We start from the raw sequence: 15,232 nt of genomic DNA on the forward strand, positions 1-15,232 counted from the left end.
ATTTCGATCAATTCTTCGGTTTTTGGCGGTGTTTTAGACGCATCTTTTAGGTTTACAGAAGTTTACCCTGTATTGCTCAACTAACTCGAAAGGAGTACTTTTTAGTCATTGAGTTCAAAAATGTAAACCGAGATGATGAGTGTAAAGCAAGTTCGATTCACCGACGAAGACAGAGAATGTTTAAGCAATTATTTTCGTTTAGCAGACACGATTGCCGATTTAATCGGGCCGTACTGCGAAGTGGTCATTCATTCATTTGAAAGCTTAGAAAATTCAGTCGTGAAAATCGTCAATGGTCATCATACTGGCCGCGAAATCGGCTCGCCTATCACGGATTTGGGTCTACGTATGTGGAGCACATTCGAGAAAACCGGAGAGGTCTCGCCAAAGAGTTACTTCACTAATGCTGCGGATGGTTCGTTACTGAAATCGACCACATGCATTTTGGCGGGCCCTGAGCAAAAGCCGATTGGCATGCTTTGCATCAATATGAACTTATCCTTCCCATTCCCAGAAATCGTTAAAACGCTTATGCCGCAGTGCAATGTGTCTCAAACCTTAGTCAGTGAGACGTTTAGCAAAAATGCCAATGAGGTCATTCAAAAAGCCTTGAGCGCTGCGATCACAGAGGTGGAGCAAGACGAGACGATTTCTTGCAAAGGCCGTAACAAAGCCATCATTCGTTGTCTGTTTGATAACGGCGTATTTGAGCTAAAAGAGACGACCACACAAGTATCAGAGCAGCTTGGGATCAGCCGTCAGGCCGTTTACAAGTTTATCCGTGAATTTAAATCAGAATAAAATTAATAACTTAGGAGTTACATCGTGAAACAGATCATTGCCACTGAACAAGCACCAGCAGCTATCGGCCCTTACTCACAAGGTACGGCTTATGGCGACATGGTTTACACATCAGGTCAACTACCACTGGTTCCAGAAACCATGCAGTTTGTTGAAGGCGGCATCAAAGAGCAGGCACGTCAGTCTCTTGAGAATTTAAAAGCGGTTCTAGAAGCAAGCGGTGCAGGCCTAGATACAGTATTGAAGACGACATGCTTCCTATCAGACATGGAAAACTTCGCCGCATTTAACGAAGTGTACACAGAGGTATTTGGTACAGAAAACGCACCAGCTCGCTCTTGTGTTGAAGCAGCAAGACTACCAAAAGACGCATTGGTTGAAGTTGAAGCCATTGCATACAAAAAGTAACCGATCTTCGGACATAAATGGGTATCAATAGGAGATTCTCATGAGCGTTTCATTTATTGGATTGAGCATCCTGTTCTTTGGGTTCTATGCATTACTTGCGAACTTCAAAAAACAAAAGAAAAGCTTTAACTTCCGCGTACTAAGTGCGCTTGCTGCTGGTCTGTTATTCGGCGGTGCGATTCAGCTCGTATTCGGTGTGGGCAACGTGGCAACCGCAGGCTTTGCTGAACTGATTTCCGTGTTCGGTAAAGGCTACATCAAGCTTCTACAAATGATTGTAATCCCGCTGGTATTTGTGGCGATGATCTCTTCAATCATGAACGTAGAAGGCGGTGGTGCACTATCGCGTATCGCACCAAAAATCATCGGTATTCTACTTTTCACTTGTGCAATCTCAGCAGCCGTTGGTATCGCAAGTATTTACCTATTCGGTATCGATGCAAACGCACTAGTCAGTACAATCGGTACGAATGGTGCGATTGAAGCTCGTGGTGATGCATTAGTAGCAACGCAAGATGCGATGGCGAACAGCGGTTTGTCTGGTATGGCGCTATCTATCATTCCAGCTAACATTTTCGACATGCTAACGGGTTCTGAGCGTACTTCAACACTATCAACAGTATTGTTCGGTATGTTCCTTGGTTACTGTATCCTGCAAGTGAAAAACCGTAAGCCTGAGAAAGTGCAAAACTTCGTTGATTTCATCAACTCTGCAAAAGAAGTAGTACTTTCAATGGTACGTGAGATTCTGAAGCTGACGCCTTACGGTGTATTCGCTCTGATGACCACGTTCATGATGACAAACGATTTGTTCGCACTAGCAGAAATGGGTCGCTTCCTACTAGCAAGCTACGTGGCAATCGGTGTAATGTTCGCTATCCACTTCGTGATGGTGTCTATGTTCGGTCTGTCTCCGGCGAAGTTCATGAAGAAAATCTGGCCAGTGCTTGTATTTGGCTTTGGTTCTCGCTCAAGCATGGCGGCAATCCCACTAAACGTTGAAACTCAAACTCAACGTCTAGGTGTGGACGAAGAAACAGCAAACATGTCAGCAACGTTTGGTACCAGTATCGGTCAGAACGGTTGTGCAGGTATCTACCCAGCAATGCTCGCTATCATGGCAGCTCAAGTAATGGGTATGCCAGTTGACCTAGGCTTCATCCTACAACTGATTGCTGTCATCGCGATTGCTTCATTCGGTATCGCAGGTGTTGGTGGCGGTGCAACGTTCGCAGCAGTAGCGGTGCTAACCATCATGGGTCTAGACATTACGGTTGTGGCGATTCTGGTTTCTATCGAAGCGCTTATCGACATGGCTCGTACCGCGCTTAACATCTCTGGCTCAATGTTGTCAGGTGTACTAACCGCGAAGAAGAATGGCTCACTAAACACTGAGCAATACAATGCTGACGTTACTGCAACAGTAGCAAAAGAAGCAGCAGTGTAATTTCCAAACTTAATAAAGAGCACCCAACGCGGGTGCTCTCCGTTTTTCCTGAGTTCAGGTTATTTAGGTAATAAATATGAAAGTTGTTGTCGTAGGCGGTAGCGCTGCAGGTATGAGTTTCGCAGCGAAATACAAACGTAATCAGCCATCAGATGAAGTGATTGTGCTCGATAAGCGCGATTACATCTCGTTCGGTGCGTGTGGTTTACCTTATTTTGCTGGTGGCATGTTTGATGACACTGAGCGCATGATTTCTCGTACGCCAGAACAAGCGATTAAATCTGGTTTAGACGTGCGCATTGAAACAGAAATGGTGGCACTAGACCGCACAGAAAAGCTGATTAAAGTTCGTCACCAAGGGGAAGAAAGCACCATCGATTACGATATGTTGGTGATTGCCACGGGCGCACGCCCAATCGTGCCATCTTTCGGTGAGTTCAACCCAGAGCACGTATACACGCTAACCAGCATGGAAGATGGTTTGGCAGTAAAAGAAGCGCTTAAGGACAGCAACAAACAACGCATTTGCGTTATCGGCGGTGGTTTTATCGGGCTAGAAGTGTTCGATGTCGCACACTTACTAGGTAAGCACGTCACCATCATCGAGCGTGAACAACACGTGATGAGCCGTCAGTTCAGCCCTGAGATGATTGAAGAGGTAGAAGGCGCGATTCGTGAATCTGGCGCTGAGCTTAAAACCGGTTGCAGCGTATCAGCCATTCGCGACGCAGAGCAGGGCGATTACATCGTAGAAACCGACAACGGCAATGTTGAAGCAGACGTTGTGATCATGTCACTTGGTTTCAAACCAAACACAGAAGCATTCGAGTTACCAAAAGCAGCGAACGGCGCACTACTAGTCGATGAGTTTGGCGCAACAGAAGATGCACACATTTACGCTGTCGGCGACTGCGCTGTGGTTCACCACATGGCGCTAGGCAAATCAGTGTATGTTCCACTGGCAACCACAGCGAATAAGCAAGCGCGCATGATGGCTGACAAACTTGCTGGCAAAGACACTTACATGAGTGGCTTCTTGGGTTCATCTTGCTTGAAAGTGCTGGACTACGAACTGGCATGCACAGGCGTATCGGAACTTCTAGCTAAAGAACACGGTTTGGAAGTGAAGGTTTCAACCATTTCAGATAAGAACCAAACCGACTACTACCCAGGCCAAGAAGACATTAAAGTGAAGCTGGTTTACCACCCAGAAACCAATGTACTGCTTGGTGGCGAAATCGTGGGTAAGAAGGGTGCTGTAGGCCGAATCAATGCACTCGCTGTTGCCATCACTGCGAAGATGACAACACAGCAACTAGGCTACATGGACTTCTGCTATGCACCACCATTCGCACGTACTTGGGATGCACTAAACGTTGCAGGTAACGTAGCGAAATAATTTAGTTATCCAAGTCAATTCAGACAAAACAAAAGGGCTCCAGAGTAATCTCTGGAGCCCTTTTTCATGCTTGTTGTGAATTATTAAGCAGATTTTTGCGCGTATCGATTTATCAATTTACTTAGAAACTTTGATGCAAAGGGATTCTTCTCTAGCAAACTTAGTTGCGAAGAATGGTAGGTAGCCTTCGGGGGAGCGAGAGCACTCTTTCAGACCCGCATTTTCATAGCGTGCCTGATAAATCGAAGGGGTTATCAGAGTCAATACGATAGCAACAGCAAGAGAACCTAAGATCAAATATTGTAAGCCGTTTCCATATACTTCATCCCAGCGTTTCTTTTTAAATGCAAAAAACAAAGCACTGATTAACCCTCCAAGTAATACTAAGCCAAATGGAATCATCGCTAAGTCAAACCTTGAGTAGACCGCAACGTCGCCAATTTGAGAAGCTAGCGTTAGAATTTTTTGATATCCAAAGTAAAAACAGAAACCAGATAAACCTATTAATAGCAAAATTCCTGGGTAAAGTTTGTACGTTTCTTTGTTTGATTTTTGGCTGTTATTCATATTGTTTTTGGTACTAGGTCGTTTATTGACTCGCGAATAAATTGTTTTATTTCAGACTCGATGACTTCTTTTCCGGTCTCTAAGGCATCCGCGATAAACATTGCTGTAAGGTCAAGAAGACTATCTTTAACGCTTTTTTGTAGCTCTTTTCCTTTCTCAACGGCTTCCTGCTCTGCTCTTTCGAGCAACTCAATGACCCTTTCAGTCACACCATAGTGTTTATCTAACTCATTTAATACAATGGATGTTACTAACCCTGCAACAACAACAACTGCGAGTTGTGCAGAAACGAGAGCGACAGAAGTTAGCATAAGAGATCCGGCAATTGCTGAAACCGCAGAAGATATTCCGATCTTCACTATGTCTACTGCTAAAGAGCCGATTAAGTCTGTTAAAAATACCTCGTCATTGAGTGCATAGTCCAGAATTCTGAAGCCTGCTGCGACATAAATGGTTAAAACGGTTCCAGATTTTATTGAATTTGCGAGACCATACTTTCCAATACCGAGTTGCACAACTTTGGGGTTATCCAGTCTATACGTTGTACCTGTTAAAATTCTTCTTAATCCAGAGTACCCTGACAACGTAATCATCTCTGTGCCAACTTGATTGTAATATGTTGCCATCCTCATACCAAAGGTTGCCTTTAGTCCCAACTTGGTAGCTTTTAGCCCATGAATATTAAACTGAGCGATAACCATCGAAGTTGTTACGATATCTTTACCGTTGACGCCATAATTGATGAGTATTTGAGCCCCTGTGGAGGTTGTCATTGACTTCCAAGTGCTATGAGTATCTTTCCAACCCCAACTTTGTAAAACTTTAAACGCTTCATCTAATGTCAAATACATCACATGTTCTTGGTTTCCTACCAATTGTTGTCGAAGAGTCTCGTCAGGCAGCTTTTTCGTGTTTATATATTCCCCAGACATAAAGTCGTAGGGAGGCCAATACATGTTTTCAGGACTGATATTGGCTACAGGTTTTTGTGGGGTAGTAAAGTACGTGCTTTTTTTCTGGGGAGTAAGGAATCCTTTGCCAACGCCAGGAGTTATTCGGTTAGCTCTAGTTTCATTCTCATAGGCTATTGAAGTTTTTGGGAAAAATGTTTGTTCTTCAGCTTCAGAATGACTTGTGTGGCAAGCGTTCTTTTGTTCGTTTTCGTATGCAATTGATCCTTCGGGAAATATACTTTTCTCGTTGCTCATTTTTGGCACCAGATTTTTGGCTTGGATGAGAGAATTGTAACGTTACAGGAATCTCCGGTTTGCCTAAAAACGTAAGCGAAATAACTAAAACAAATGATGTGTGATTTATGTACCGTTAGTGATTGGCTAGATAGCACCTAGATTACAAAACCTATATAACTCCCAAAAGACCCCAGAGTTACCTCTGGAGCTTCACTAGTATCTGTTTCTAGGATGATTTTTGGGGAAGCTGACGGCTTTAAAAGGGAATATGAAGTTTAGAGCATCAGTTTTATTACCATCGATTACTGTAGGGGAGCTTAGCCCCAAAATCGCTTAGTAGTTTCTGGTCATGAGACCAAGAATCGAAGCGCTATTCTCACCAAAATGCAAAGTGACGGACTTCGTTTCTCCTTGAGCGAATTTATCATCCTGCTCAATCGAAGAAGGAGATAAGTACACTTGGCCACCAAAGTACGCTTTGATTTGAGATGTTTTGAGCTTAATACCACCGCCTGAGTTGTTGGTGATAACGGCTTGAATCATACGCTTGCCAGAAGGGCTGCTGAATATGTCGTAGCTCTCTATCGAGAAGTAACTGTAAGAAGGCATATCTTTACTGTGTTTGGGTTCCGGCACAAAGGTTGAACCAGAAACCGATCTCACGAATTGCATGGTGTCTTGCGATTGAGAGAGGCTATCTTGGATATCGCCAATTTTGTTTTTAATGTTATCAATGTCATCTTTGCTTTCCGCATTCGCACTCGAGGCGAAGGCACACAACAGCATTAAGGTGGTTACATAGTTCTTGTTTGACATACTTAGACTTCCTGTTTTAATTATGCGAAACACAGTAAAATTGATTTAGATCAATTATGTCAATGTTGCGTCAATTCAGTAATTTGTATTCCTGCGCTCATGTACATGACTAGATATCACGTGCTTGCTTACCTTAATCCGATTATAGAAAGGGATACTCGGATGCTCTAGAAAGGCGGTTCTCTGAGGGGGTAGTTTCTAGTGTGAAGTTCTTAATGGCATCGCAGTGATAGTCACAAACGAAAGACAAAACAAAAGGGCTTCAGAGTTACCTCTGAAGCCCTTTTTTCTATTCAAGCTCTATTGAATTAACGGCGCTTAGGTTTGCGTTGACCCGCTGGTTTGCCTTGTCCTTGAGGACGACCTTGACCTTGTGAACCTGCACCGTTTGAGCGGCTTTGGTTGTTGCTACCAGGACGTGATCCCGTATTAGGACGCTGACCGTTTTGGTTGCCACGACCTTGGCCGTTTTGTCCGCCTTGCGCTTTACCTGAACCGTTGCGGTTACCAGATGGCTTGCCGTCGCGAGAGCCACCTTCAGAGCGTTTATTTAAGTGACCACCGAAGCCTGGTTGGTTCTTGGTGTGTTTGGTCGCAAAACGGTTTGCACCGTGACGACCAGACTTACGACGTTGAGCTGGAGTTTGCGCATCAATGTCTTCTGCCGGAACCAGACAGTTTGGTTTATCACCAATCAGGTGTTTTTTACCCATGTTGATCAGCGCTTCGCGGATCATTGGCCAGTTCGCTGGATCGTGGTAGCGAAGTAGGGCTTTGTGTAGGCGACGCTGACGTTCACCTTTCGCCACTGGCACATCTTCACGTTGTTTGTACTTCACGCGTTTTAGAGGGTTAGTCTCTGAGTAGTACATTGACGTAGCGTTACACATTGGCGATGGGTAGAAGTTCTGTACTTGGTCACACTCGAAGTTGTTCTTCTTCAGCCATAGAGCCAAGTTCAGCATGTCTTCGTCTTCTGTACCTGGGTGCGCCGAGATGAAGTAAGGGATCAGGTATTGTTTTTTACCTGCTTCCGCGCTGTACTTCTCAAACATCTCTTTAAAGCGGTCGTAAGTGCCCATGCCCGGCTTCATCATCAGATCCAGTGGACCTTTTTCTGTGTGCTCAGGTGCAATCTTCAGGTAACCGCCTACGTGGTGGGTCACAAGCTCTTTCACGTATTCCGGTGATTCAATTGCAAGGTCGTAACGTACGCCAGATGCGATCATGACCTTCTTAACACCTTTTACTTTGCGAGCTGCGCGGTAAAGATCGATGGTGTGTTTGTGGTCGGTATTCAGTTTGTTACAGATACCCGGGAACACACAAGAAGGGCGACGGCAGTTTGCTTCCGCTTTTGGATCGCTACAGCCAAGACGGTACATGTTTGCTGTAGGGCCACCCAAGTCAGAAATCGTACCGGTAAAGCCTGGAACCTTGTCGCGGATCTCTTCTAACTCGTTGATGATGGAATCTTGAGAGCGGTTTTGAATGATGCGGCCTTCGTGCTCGGTAATCGAACAGAAAGAACAGCCACCAAAACAGCCACGCATGATGTTAACCGAAGTTTTGATCATGTCGTAAGCAGGGATCTTTGCCTTGCCATACATAGGATGAGGAACACGCGCGTACGATAGGCCGAATACGTAATCCATTTCCTCTGTAGTTAAAGGGATTGGCGCTTGGTTCACCCAAAGCTCACGGTCACCATGACGTTGCAATAGAGCACGACCCGAGTATGGGTTGGTTTCTAAGTGCAGCACACGGCTTGCATGCGCATAAAGAATGCGGTCGTTGTGCAGTTTTTCGAAGGCTGGTAGGCGCACCGCTGTGTTCGCTGCATCATGACGTGATGGGCGAATAGTGATTGGCTGTGCAACAGGCTCTTCTTTTTTGGTATCGCACTGAGTTTCCACTTCGTAAGGGTTTTTTGGTACGAACGCTTCTTTACGAGGTTTCTCAATACGAGAAGAATCAATAACGGTGTAACCTTCTGGTTCGGCTGGCAGGTTAACCGCAGTACCGCGAATGTTGGTCATGGTCGAGATGTCTTCGCCATCAGCAAGACGGTGCGCGACTTCTACGAGGGCACGCTCAGCGTTACCAAAAAGAAGAATGTCTGCTTTTGCATCGAACAGAACAGAGCGACGAACTTTGTCTGACCAATAATCGTAGTGAGCAACACGACGCAAGCTGGCTTCGATACCACCAAGAACAATAGGTGTGCCTTTGTAGGCTTCACGACAACGCTGTGAGTACACCAAGGTTGCACGATCTGGACGCTTGCCGCCTTCGTTGTTTGGAGTGTAAGCATCATCGTGACGAAGCTTTTTGTCCGCCGTGTAACGGTTGATCATGGAGTCCATGTTACCCGCAGTGATCCCGAAGAACAGATTTGGCTTACCAAGCTGCATGAAAGCATCTTTGTTGTTCCATTCTGGTTGAGCAATGATACCGACACGGAATCCTTGTGCTTCCAACAGACGACCAATGATTGCCATACCAAAGCTTGGGTGGTCCACGTACGCGTCACCCGTGACAATGATAATGTCACAACTATCCCATCCTAGGGCATCCATTTCTTTGCGGCTGGTCGGCAAGAAAGGTGCCGTACCAAAACACTCAGCCCAGTATTTTTTGTACTCATGAATAGGAGTAATGTCGTTGGTCATATTTTGCTCTCTGTTCCAGGGAGCGCGAATTATAGCGATTTGATGATCAGGTATCTATACCCAAGTGATTATATAAAGCTTAGTTCGACTAGATTTATTTGGAGATGAAAATCACTCTCAATTCCATCGCTGACTTTTACGCAATTATGTCCTTCAATCCCTTATGGTTATTGGGTTTTTTAACCTTGTAAAAATTAGCAATAAGCAATGGTGTGCTTATCGAATTCTGTTCCTATAATTGTATTAGTGCATACTAAAATGCACGCGCTTGTTGACTGAAACGCGCCGTAAACATCGTTGATGTTTCAAATGGTATTGACCGATTTGCAATCAAAAAACTACAGCAAACAATCGTCATACATGGGTGGCGCTCTCAAAGTCTTAAGCCGATACAATAGGGGGCTAGGTTATGAGTGAAATGCTATCCGTAGCACAAGGAGAAGTGCAGCCTGCGTCCGGTCATTCTCAAGTGATCGAGTGGTCTTATGATATCGAGACACATGAGTTTGAATGTGACCAGCAAAGCATGATGTCTGTTTTGGGCTTAAAACAGACAGTGAATAGTTTGGATGATGTTTTTCAATACATGTTGCTTGGTCAGGGTGACAGCGCGAAGCAACACATCTTAGATGTAGAACAAAATGGTGGGCATGGTAAGTTTTCTGGTTGCCTGATGCTAGATAATGATCGACTCGTGCATGTAGCGTTGAGCTTTGAGCGTCTTAACGGTCATATCGTGCAAGGTGCCATCATCCCGCAATTGAGTATTACCGGGTGCGAAGAGTTAGCCAAAATTCTGGAAACCATTTTCGATTTACCCAACGTAGGCGTTTTGGTCGCCGATCAAGACACTCGCATATTAGGCTGCAACCCAGCGTTCGAGCAGCAAATGGGTTATGAAAACCGTGACCTTGTTGGTCTGAAAACCCATATTTTAAGTTCTGAACATCATAGTAAAGCGTTTTACGAACAGATCTGGCAAGACATTGATACTGACGGTTTTTGGAGTGGTAACCTTCTTAGTCGTACCGTGAATGGGAGTAACCAAGCGCATCATCTTTGCATTTATCGGTTAGTGTTCAATTCTGGTCGTACGCTTTACCTCGGTTTTTCTACCGATATTTCTGCCTCATTATTGTGGATGAAAATAGCCACAAAGATCTCAATATCATCGTGACAATTAGACCGAAATTCTCACAGCAGTCCCTACTTGAGCAGCAGTTAGGTTTTTCCGATTTTGTGATGCGAAGTCGCCACGCCAGTATTGCGGGTCAGTTGTCGCGGGACGTATTTGTAGTGTGTTTGCAAACGCCTCGATGCCAATGGTTAAGCCCACTGCGTCTTATTCAGATTGCGTTACGAGGCTTTTTTTCGGAATTAAGATGTGAGTTGGGATCAAGTATGCATGATGCAATAGTAGAAGGACAAACTGGTGTATCGGTGCTCGGTTACGATACTGATAATCCAAAACAAGCACTGGTGCATGCAGCGCAAGCGATGGTTTCCTCTCCGAGTGGAGGCCAGAACTACTTCAGTTTTTATAATAGTGAACTGCATGATAAACTCGTCAAGCGTCATCATCTCGAAGCCTTTCTAAGAGCACAAATTGAGAGCCCACTTGTTGATGTCTATTATCAGCCGATCATTGAAACACGTACGGGCAAAGTGGTGAAGTTCGAAGCGTTAGCGCGTTTCTATCATCAGAATAAAACCTATGATACCCAAGAGATGATCGCAGTTGTCGAGGATTTAGAGTTGATTGCTGCGTTGGATGATCTCGTTTGCCGCACAGCACTCAAGCAACTTCCTCATATCCAGAAAGTTTATGGAGAAGAAATAGGATTAACGTTGAATCGTTCACTGAATACCAAGTTGGATGCGCTGCAAGTTTTGCAAAGTTCCTATGATTTGATTGCTGGAAGTGGTGTTGATCCGAATCGAATCACTATCGAACTCACGGAAACTGCGTATTTTGAACAAGATAAAGAGCATACCCTTGCTTTGAGTGAACTGCGTGACAAGGGCATCAAGATCGCTATTGATGATTTTGGTACTGGCTACTCTTCCTTTTCTTACCTTGAAGAAGGGCAGTTTGATCTGCTCAAAATAGATCGAAAATTTATCAGAGGTATCGAAGAAGGGAGCACTCGTTACAACATCGTCAAAATGATCACTGAGTTAGCACACAAGCTTGGCGTGAAAGTGGTTGCTGAAGGGGTTGAGTCGCAACAAGAACTAACAGAGCTTGCAGACCTTGGTGTTGATTTTATGCAGGGTTTTTTGTTTTCTCAAGCGGTACCTGTGGTGCTACTGGACAAGCCACAGTGTCACAAAAAGCACTTTAACAACGTGAAAGTAAAACCGACGCAAGATGCACCACTGATGTCTCTCAGCCATATCGATGTTCGTCGACTTGATCCGGGTGAGCCATTGTCACTCGCCGTTGAGTACATGAACTTGAGCCCGACGGCGCCTTTGGTAGTCATTAATGAAAAGCAATGCGTTGGTCTGATTACTAAAGCTCAAATCAACTTGCACTTAACACCAACGATGGGGACTGATTTGGAATCGGAACGTGAGAATAGGATTTGGAAGCGACCAGTGAATCAAATCATGAGTACAGAGTTTGAGCTGGTGGATGCGAACTTGCCTGTCTCGACCGTTCGAGAGCTAGTGACAGCAGGAACGGCCTTTCCATGGATACTTTGTGATTCACAAAATCAGTACCGTGGTTTGTTAACTCAAGAAGATGCGTTGAGTTATCTGGCAAAGAGCTAGTATTAGTTGCATCGATCTTTTATATGGGCAGTGTTGGGGACTGGTAAAAGTGCTCAATGCTGCTTTCATTCAGTTCACTGCTCATTACATACAATTACGGCACCTTTTTCTACTTCTGTAATAGTATTTGGTCGGTAAGTGGTTGGTACTGAGATCGCCATCGGTGTACCAGTTTCGTACGACAGCCCCACTTGAGTTCCGTATTTCTGATATTTCGTTTGAAAATCCATCATATCTCTTGAGCGAAATGGCTTTAATGTTCCTAGGTTGAGTCCTTTCTCTTTGCAGAACTGTTCCGCTTCAATTGGTGAGAGTGTATTTACTTCATTGGTGAAGACGTTATTGTCATTTTTATTCCATTGCTTGGTTAGATAGACGAACTGTCCATCTTTGCTTACAAATCCTCCTGAACCTGAGTAGTTGATTACGAGGTTCGCTTGTTGCTTTGTATCTTCCCTGTTACCACCGATAAAGATGATAGATGTAGGGATGTTGTTTGTATTTGCTTGTTCTGGTTTATCAAAAACAAAAATGAGTTTTGACGCGACTGGTTCAGAGTTCGCCTCACTTATGCTTTGAGGTTGAATTGGCTCAATATTGTTAAATACATACGTGTGCTCATAACCAGAGTCGAGTTCTGGGTAAATTTCGATGGCATTGTTATTATGATCAATTAGATAGCTACGCTCTAATTTAGCCAAAGAAGTGGTGAGTAAGATGAACTTATCAATATGTCGGTTTGATGGCGCCGATGTGCTCTTATCTAAAAATGAAATCTCTAACTTAAACTGTTTACCCAGATCTTTGAGTTCGTATTGGCTTGCTAGTGTGGGTGTCGATGCCTCAACCGCGCCATCTTCGTAAAACTGTGTCCAAGATTGATTCACAAACTTGCCAGTCTCTGCGGGGTAGCCATAGGTCATCCCTCCTTTATGACCGAAGTCGTGGTTGTGCATCTTTTCGTGTAGGTAGGTTGTTTTAGGTGATGTAGCCCCTTCAGAAAACAACCTAAAATCACGTACGCTCAACCACCCATCTCCAACCGTTGCGACGCCGTTGGCTTCTCGGGTCAGCATCATGTAGGTCGCACTCGGCTTATTTGCGATAAGACTTACGTGTTTCAATGTATGTGGTGAAGTATCGTTACCTTTGAATTTAGCAAAGTGGTCAGAACTGCTTTCTATTGAACGAGTTGATGTCAGTAGCGTTTCTACTTCACACCAATGATCTTCATGCCGGATCATGCGGGTTCTTGAATTCATATAGCTTTGAATGAAGCCGATAAACTGATGGTTATAGTCATAGTTATTCATTAACTGTTTGAAGCCACGCAACTCTTTTTCATATTGATAAACGTTTTCTGTCGTTGGTTGTGCGTATTTGTCGTCATTTTGTCTGACGTCGGCATAAGCTCGTATATGTGCTTTGAACAATGGTTGCTCATCAACGAAATAAGCAGAAGCGATGGGTTCATCAAACCATTCTGGCAGTTCAAAATTCATAGCTTTAAATGGTGAGATAACCCCCGTAATGCGAAAGTGTTGTTGATTGACTCTGACTAAAGGATTATTCAAGTAGCGTGGTGTTGTGTTCAACAAATCAAAGCTTGTTAAACCGTTATGCCTAATTTTTATATCATCGATGTCATAACCTTCGAAAACGGAGCGACTTAGAGGAGATATCGCTTCTTCTACCAATGTAATCGTGTAGTCCTTAGGGATAACAGTGAATGTTTTCTGAGTTGTGACCATTGAGGGAAAAGACTCCGCAGTAACAGAGACTTTTATTTCACCTTTTTCAATTCCGGTAAGCGTTATCACTTCCGTTGATTGAGTAAGCTCTGCGCTACCAACGGGTTCGACGCTCCAATCTAATGTTGAGCTGTTTGTTACGTTAACCTCAGAGCCGTCGGTCATGGTTGCGATAGCTTGCAGTACCAGAGGAACTCCAGCCGTTATTTCTGTAAATGTTGATTCTAGAGAAAGTCGTTTTATTACGGGAGGCATGACGAACAATGTCATATGGTTTTGATGTTCTAATGAATTAAATTTAGCGAGTGCTGTAATTGTGGTCGAGCCCATATTCTTTCCAACAACCACATTTCTTTCTTGGTCGTCAAAATCGGCAAACTCTTTATTGCTAACAATAAAGCTAATCTCAGGAGAGTTCGAAATATCAATGACACTTCCATCTGACAATAGGGCGTTTACTTTCAAAGGATGCTCTAGCCCTACGGGTAAAGAAAGCTCAGTTTCATCAAAGCTGATCTCGGTAACGATAGCATCTGAAACCGTTAATGTAGCGGTACTACGCCATCTATCAGAAAGTGTACCTGTTATGTTGGTTTCACCAACTTGAATGCCCGTTATCATTCCTTTATGAGGACTAAGTTCAAATGTCGCGATGTCTGTATTATCTACGCTCCATTGAAATTCTGAGGCAGACGTAACTTCGGCAATGGAACCGTCCGAGTATGTGGCCCAAGCTTGAAATGAATGAGATAACCCTTTAGGCAATGAATCGACATTGGGAGATAAACTAAGTTTGGTCACCACAGGTTCGGATACGCTAAACGGTACTTGCGAGCGTATTTGTCCATCGTTCAGCGAGGCAACGAGCGTCGCTTGACCAGATTTAAGCGCTTTGATGGTCAGTTTGTTCTCTTTTGTTTCTATTCGAGCAATGGTTACAGGGAGCACAGACCAAATCACTCGAGGGTCTCGTGTGACATTGATAGTGGATTGGTCTGTAAGTTCTGCCAGTGCTTGAACATGCGTTGAGAGGCCCCAAGGGTATTTCATCTTTCTCGAGGGTTACATTGAGTGTAGAAAACTCAGCTGGAGTAATGACGACTGATACTTCGTCGGACAGCTCTGTGTTTTTAATTTTCGCCGTCAAGATTGCTGTCCCGGTAGAGGTAGCAAATAATTGGGTTTGACCTTGTTCTTGAATAATAGATGCCAGCGAGCGATCCCTGATGTCTAAATGGAGCTCCGGCGCGTTTGTAATTTCTTGCGTTGAACTATCTGAAAATTTAGCGAGCGCGAGTATTTGAGAGCTCGAACCGACAGGCAGTTCTGAATGCTCTAGGCTAAGGGACAATTCGACAGGTATGGCTTTGCTGATAGAGATTTTCTTACCTGCCTCTAAGGCG

The 15,232-nt window shown here is 44.3% G+C and carries 9 protein-coding genes and 1 pseudogene; 5 read left to right on the top strand and 5 right to left on the bottom strand.

The genetic code is table 11. From position 1 onward, the window contains the following. Positions 1–132: 132 nt before the first annotated feature. The 4 genes from OQJ86_RS05155 to OQJ86_RS05170 all read left to right on the top strand — a co-directional run bounded on the left by OQJ86_RS05155 (position 133) and on the right by OQJ86_RS05170 (position 4,055). Positions 133–801 (top strand): helix-turn-helix transcriptional regulator, encoded by a 669-nt coding sequence (locus OQJ86_RS05155; RefSeq protein WP_039974952.1) that lies wholly within the window; start codon positions 133–135, stop codon positions 799–801. Between the two features lie 24 nt (positions 802–825). Further along, positions 826–1,209 carry a RidA family protein gene (locus OQJ86_RS05160; RefSeq protein ID WP_010447452.1) on the top strand — a complete coding sequence of 128 codons (384 nt, stop codon included), beginning with the start codon at positions 826–828 and terminating at the stop codon, positions 1,207–1,209. Between the two features lie 40 nt (positions 1,210–1,249). Then, complete coding sequence (locus tag OQJ86_RS05165; RefSeq protein ID WP_045405788.1) at positions 1,250–2,656, top strand: cation:dicarboxylate symporter family transporter; 1,407 nt, start codon at positions 1,250–1,252, stop codon at positions 2,654–2,656. Positions 2,657–2,732: 76 nt separating this feature from the next. Then, positions 2,733–4,055, top strand: coding sequence for a CoA-disulfide reductase (locus OQJ86_RS05170; protein WP_265986924.1), 1,323 nt, complete (start codon positions 2,733–2,735; stop codon positions 4,053–4,055). Positions 4,056–4,172: 117 nt separating this feature from the next. Here the strand turns inward: OQJ86_RS05170 and OQJ86_RS05175 are convergent, their stop codons facing one another. From OQJ86_RS05175 to OQJ86_RS05190, 4 genes are all read right to left on the bottom strand, one after another. Continuing rightward, the gene (locus OQJ86_RS05175; RefSeq protein ID WP_265986926.1) at positions 4,173–4,622 is read right to left on the bottom strand and encodes a hypothetical protein; all 450 of its coding nucleotides are present in this window, start codon (positions 4,620–4,622) and stop codon (positions 4,173–4,175) included. Further along, complete coding sequence (locus tag OQJ86_RS05180; RefSeq protein ID WP_265986928.1) at positions 4,619–5,830, bottom strand: hypothetical protein; 1,212 nt, start codon at positions 5,828–5,830, stop codon at positions 4,619–4,621. Before OQJ86_RS05180 ends, OQJ86_RS05175 begins: the two co-directional genes overlap by 4 nt. Before the next feature lie 315 nt (positions 5,831–6,145). Then, entirely contained in the window at positions 6,146–6,628 is a 483-nt protein-coding gene (locus OQJ86_RS05185) for a hypothetical protein (protein ID WP_038880541.1), read from the bottom strand. A gap of 308 nt (positions 6,629–6,936) precedes the next feature. After that, complete coding sequence (locus OQJ86_RS05190) at positions 6,937–9,300, bottom strand: YgiQ family radical SAM protein (protein WP_104026589.1); 2,364 nt, start codon at positions 9,298–9,300, stop codon at positions 6,937–6,939. A 409-nt stretch (positions 9,301–9,709) separates the two neighbouring features. On the opposite strand from OQJ86_RS05190, the pseudogene OQJ86_RS05195 reads away from it, so the two are divergent. Further along, positions 9,710–12,078, top strand: a pseudogene (locus OQJ86_RS05195) (EAL domain-containing protein). 74 nt (positions 12,079–12,152) lie between these two features. On the opposite strand, the gene OQJ86_RS05200 reads toward OQJ86_RS05195, so the two are convergent. Then, complete coding sequence (locus OQJ86_RS05200; protein WP_265986931.1) at positions 12,153–14,879, bottom strand: Ig-like domain-containing protein; 2,727 nt, start codon at positions 14,877–14,879, stop codon at positions 12,153–12,155. Positions 14,880–15,232 lie beyond the last annotated feature (353 nt).

The organism is Vibrio sp. Sgm 5, from assembly GCF_026241575.1.
GTDB lineage: Bacteria > Pseudomonadota > Gammaproteobacteria > Enterobacterales > Vibrionaceae > Vibrio > Vibrio jasicida.

Excerpts from the sequence above, each read along its gene's own strand:
- OQJ86_RS05155 (WP_039974952.1), top strand. The coding sequence starts at position 133 with ATGATGAGTGTAAAGCAAGTTCGATTCACCGACGAAGACAGAGAATGT.
- OQJ86_RS05165 (WP_045405788.1), top strand. The coding sequence starts at position 1,250 with ATGAGCGTTTCATTTATTGGATTGAGCATCCTGTTCTTTGGGTTCTAT.
- OQJ86_RS05170 (WP_265986924.1), top strand. The coding sequence starts at position 2,733 with ATGAAAGTTGTTGTCGTAGGCGGTAGCGCTGCAGGTATGAGTTTCGCA.
- OQJ86_RS05175 (WP_265986926.1), bottom strand. The coding sequence starts at position 4,622 with ATGAATAACAGCCAAAAATCAAACAAAGAAACGTACAAACTTTACCCA.
- OQJ86_RS05180 (WP_265986928.1), bottom strand. The coding sequence starts at position 5,830 with ATGAGCAACGAGAAAAGTATATTTCCCGAAGGATCAATTGCATACGAA.
- OQJ86_RS05185 (WP_038880541.1), bottom strand. The coding sequence starts at position 6,628 with ATGTCAAACAAGAACTATGTAACCACCTTAATGCTGTTGTGTGCCTTC.
- OQJ86_RS05190 (WP_104026589.1), bottom strand. The coding sequence starts at position 9,300 with ATGACCAACGACATTACTCCTATTCATGAGTACAAAAAATACTGGGCT.
- OQJ86_RS05200 (WP_265986931.1), bottom strand. The coding sequence starts at position 14,879 with ATGAAATACCCTTGGGGCCTCTCAACGCATGTTCAAGCACTGGCAGAA.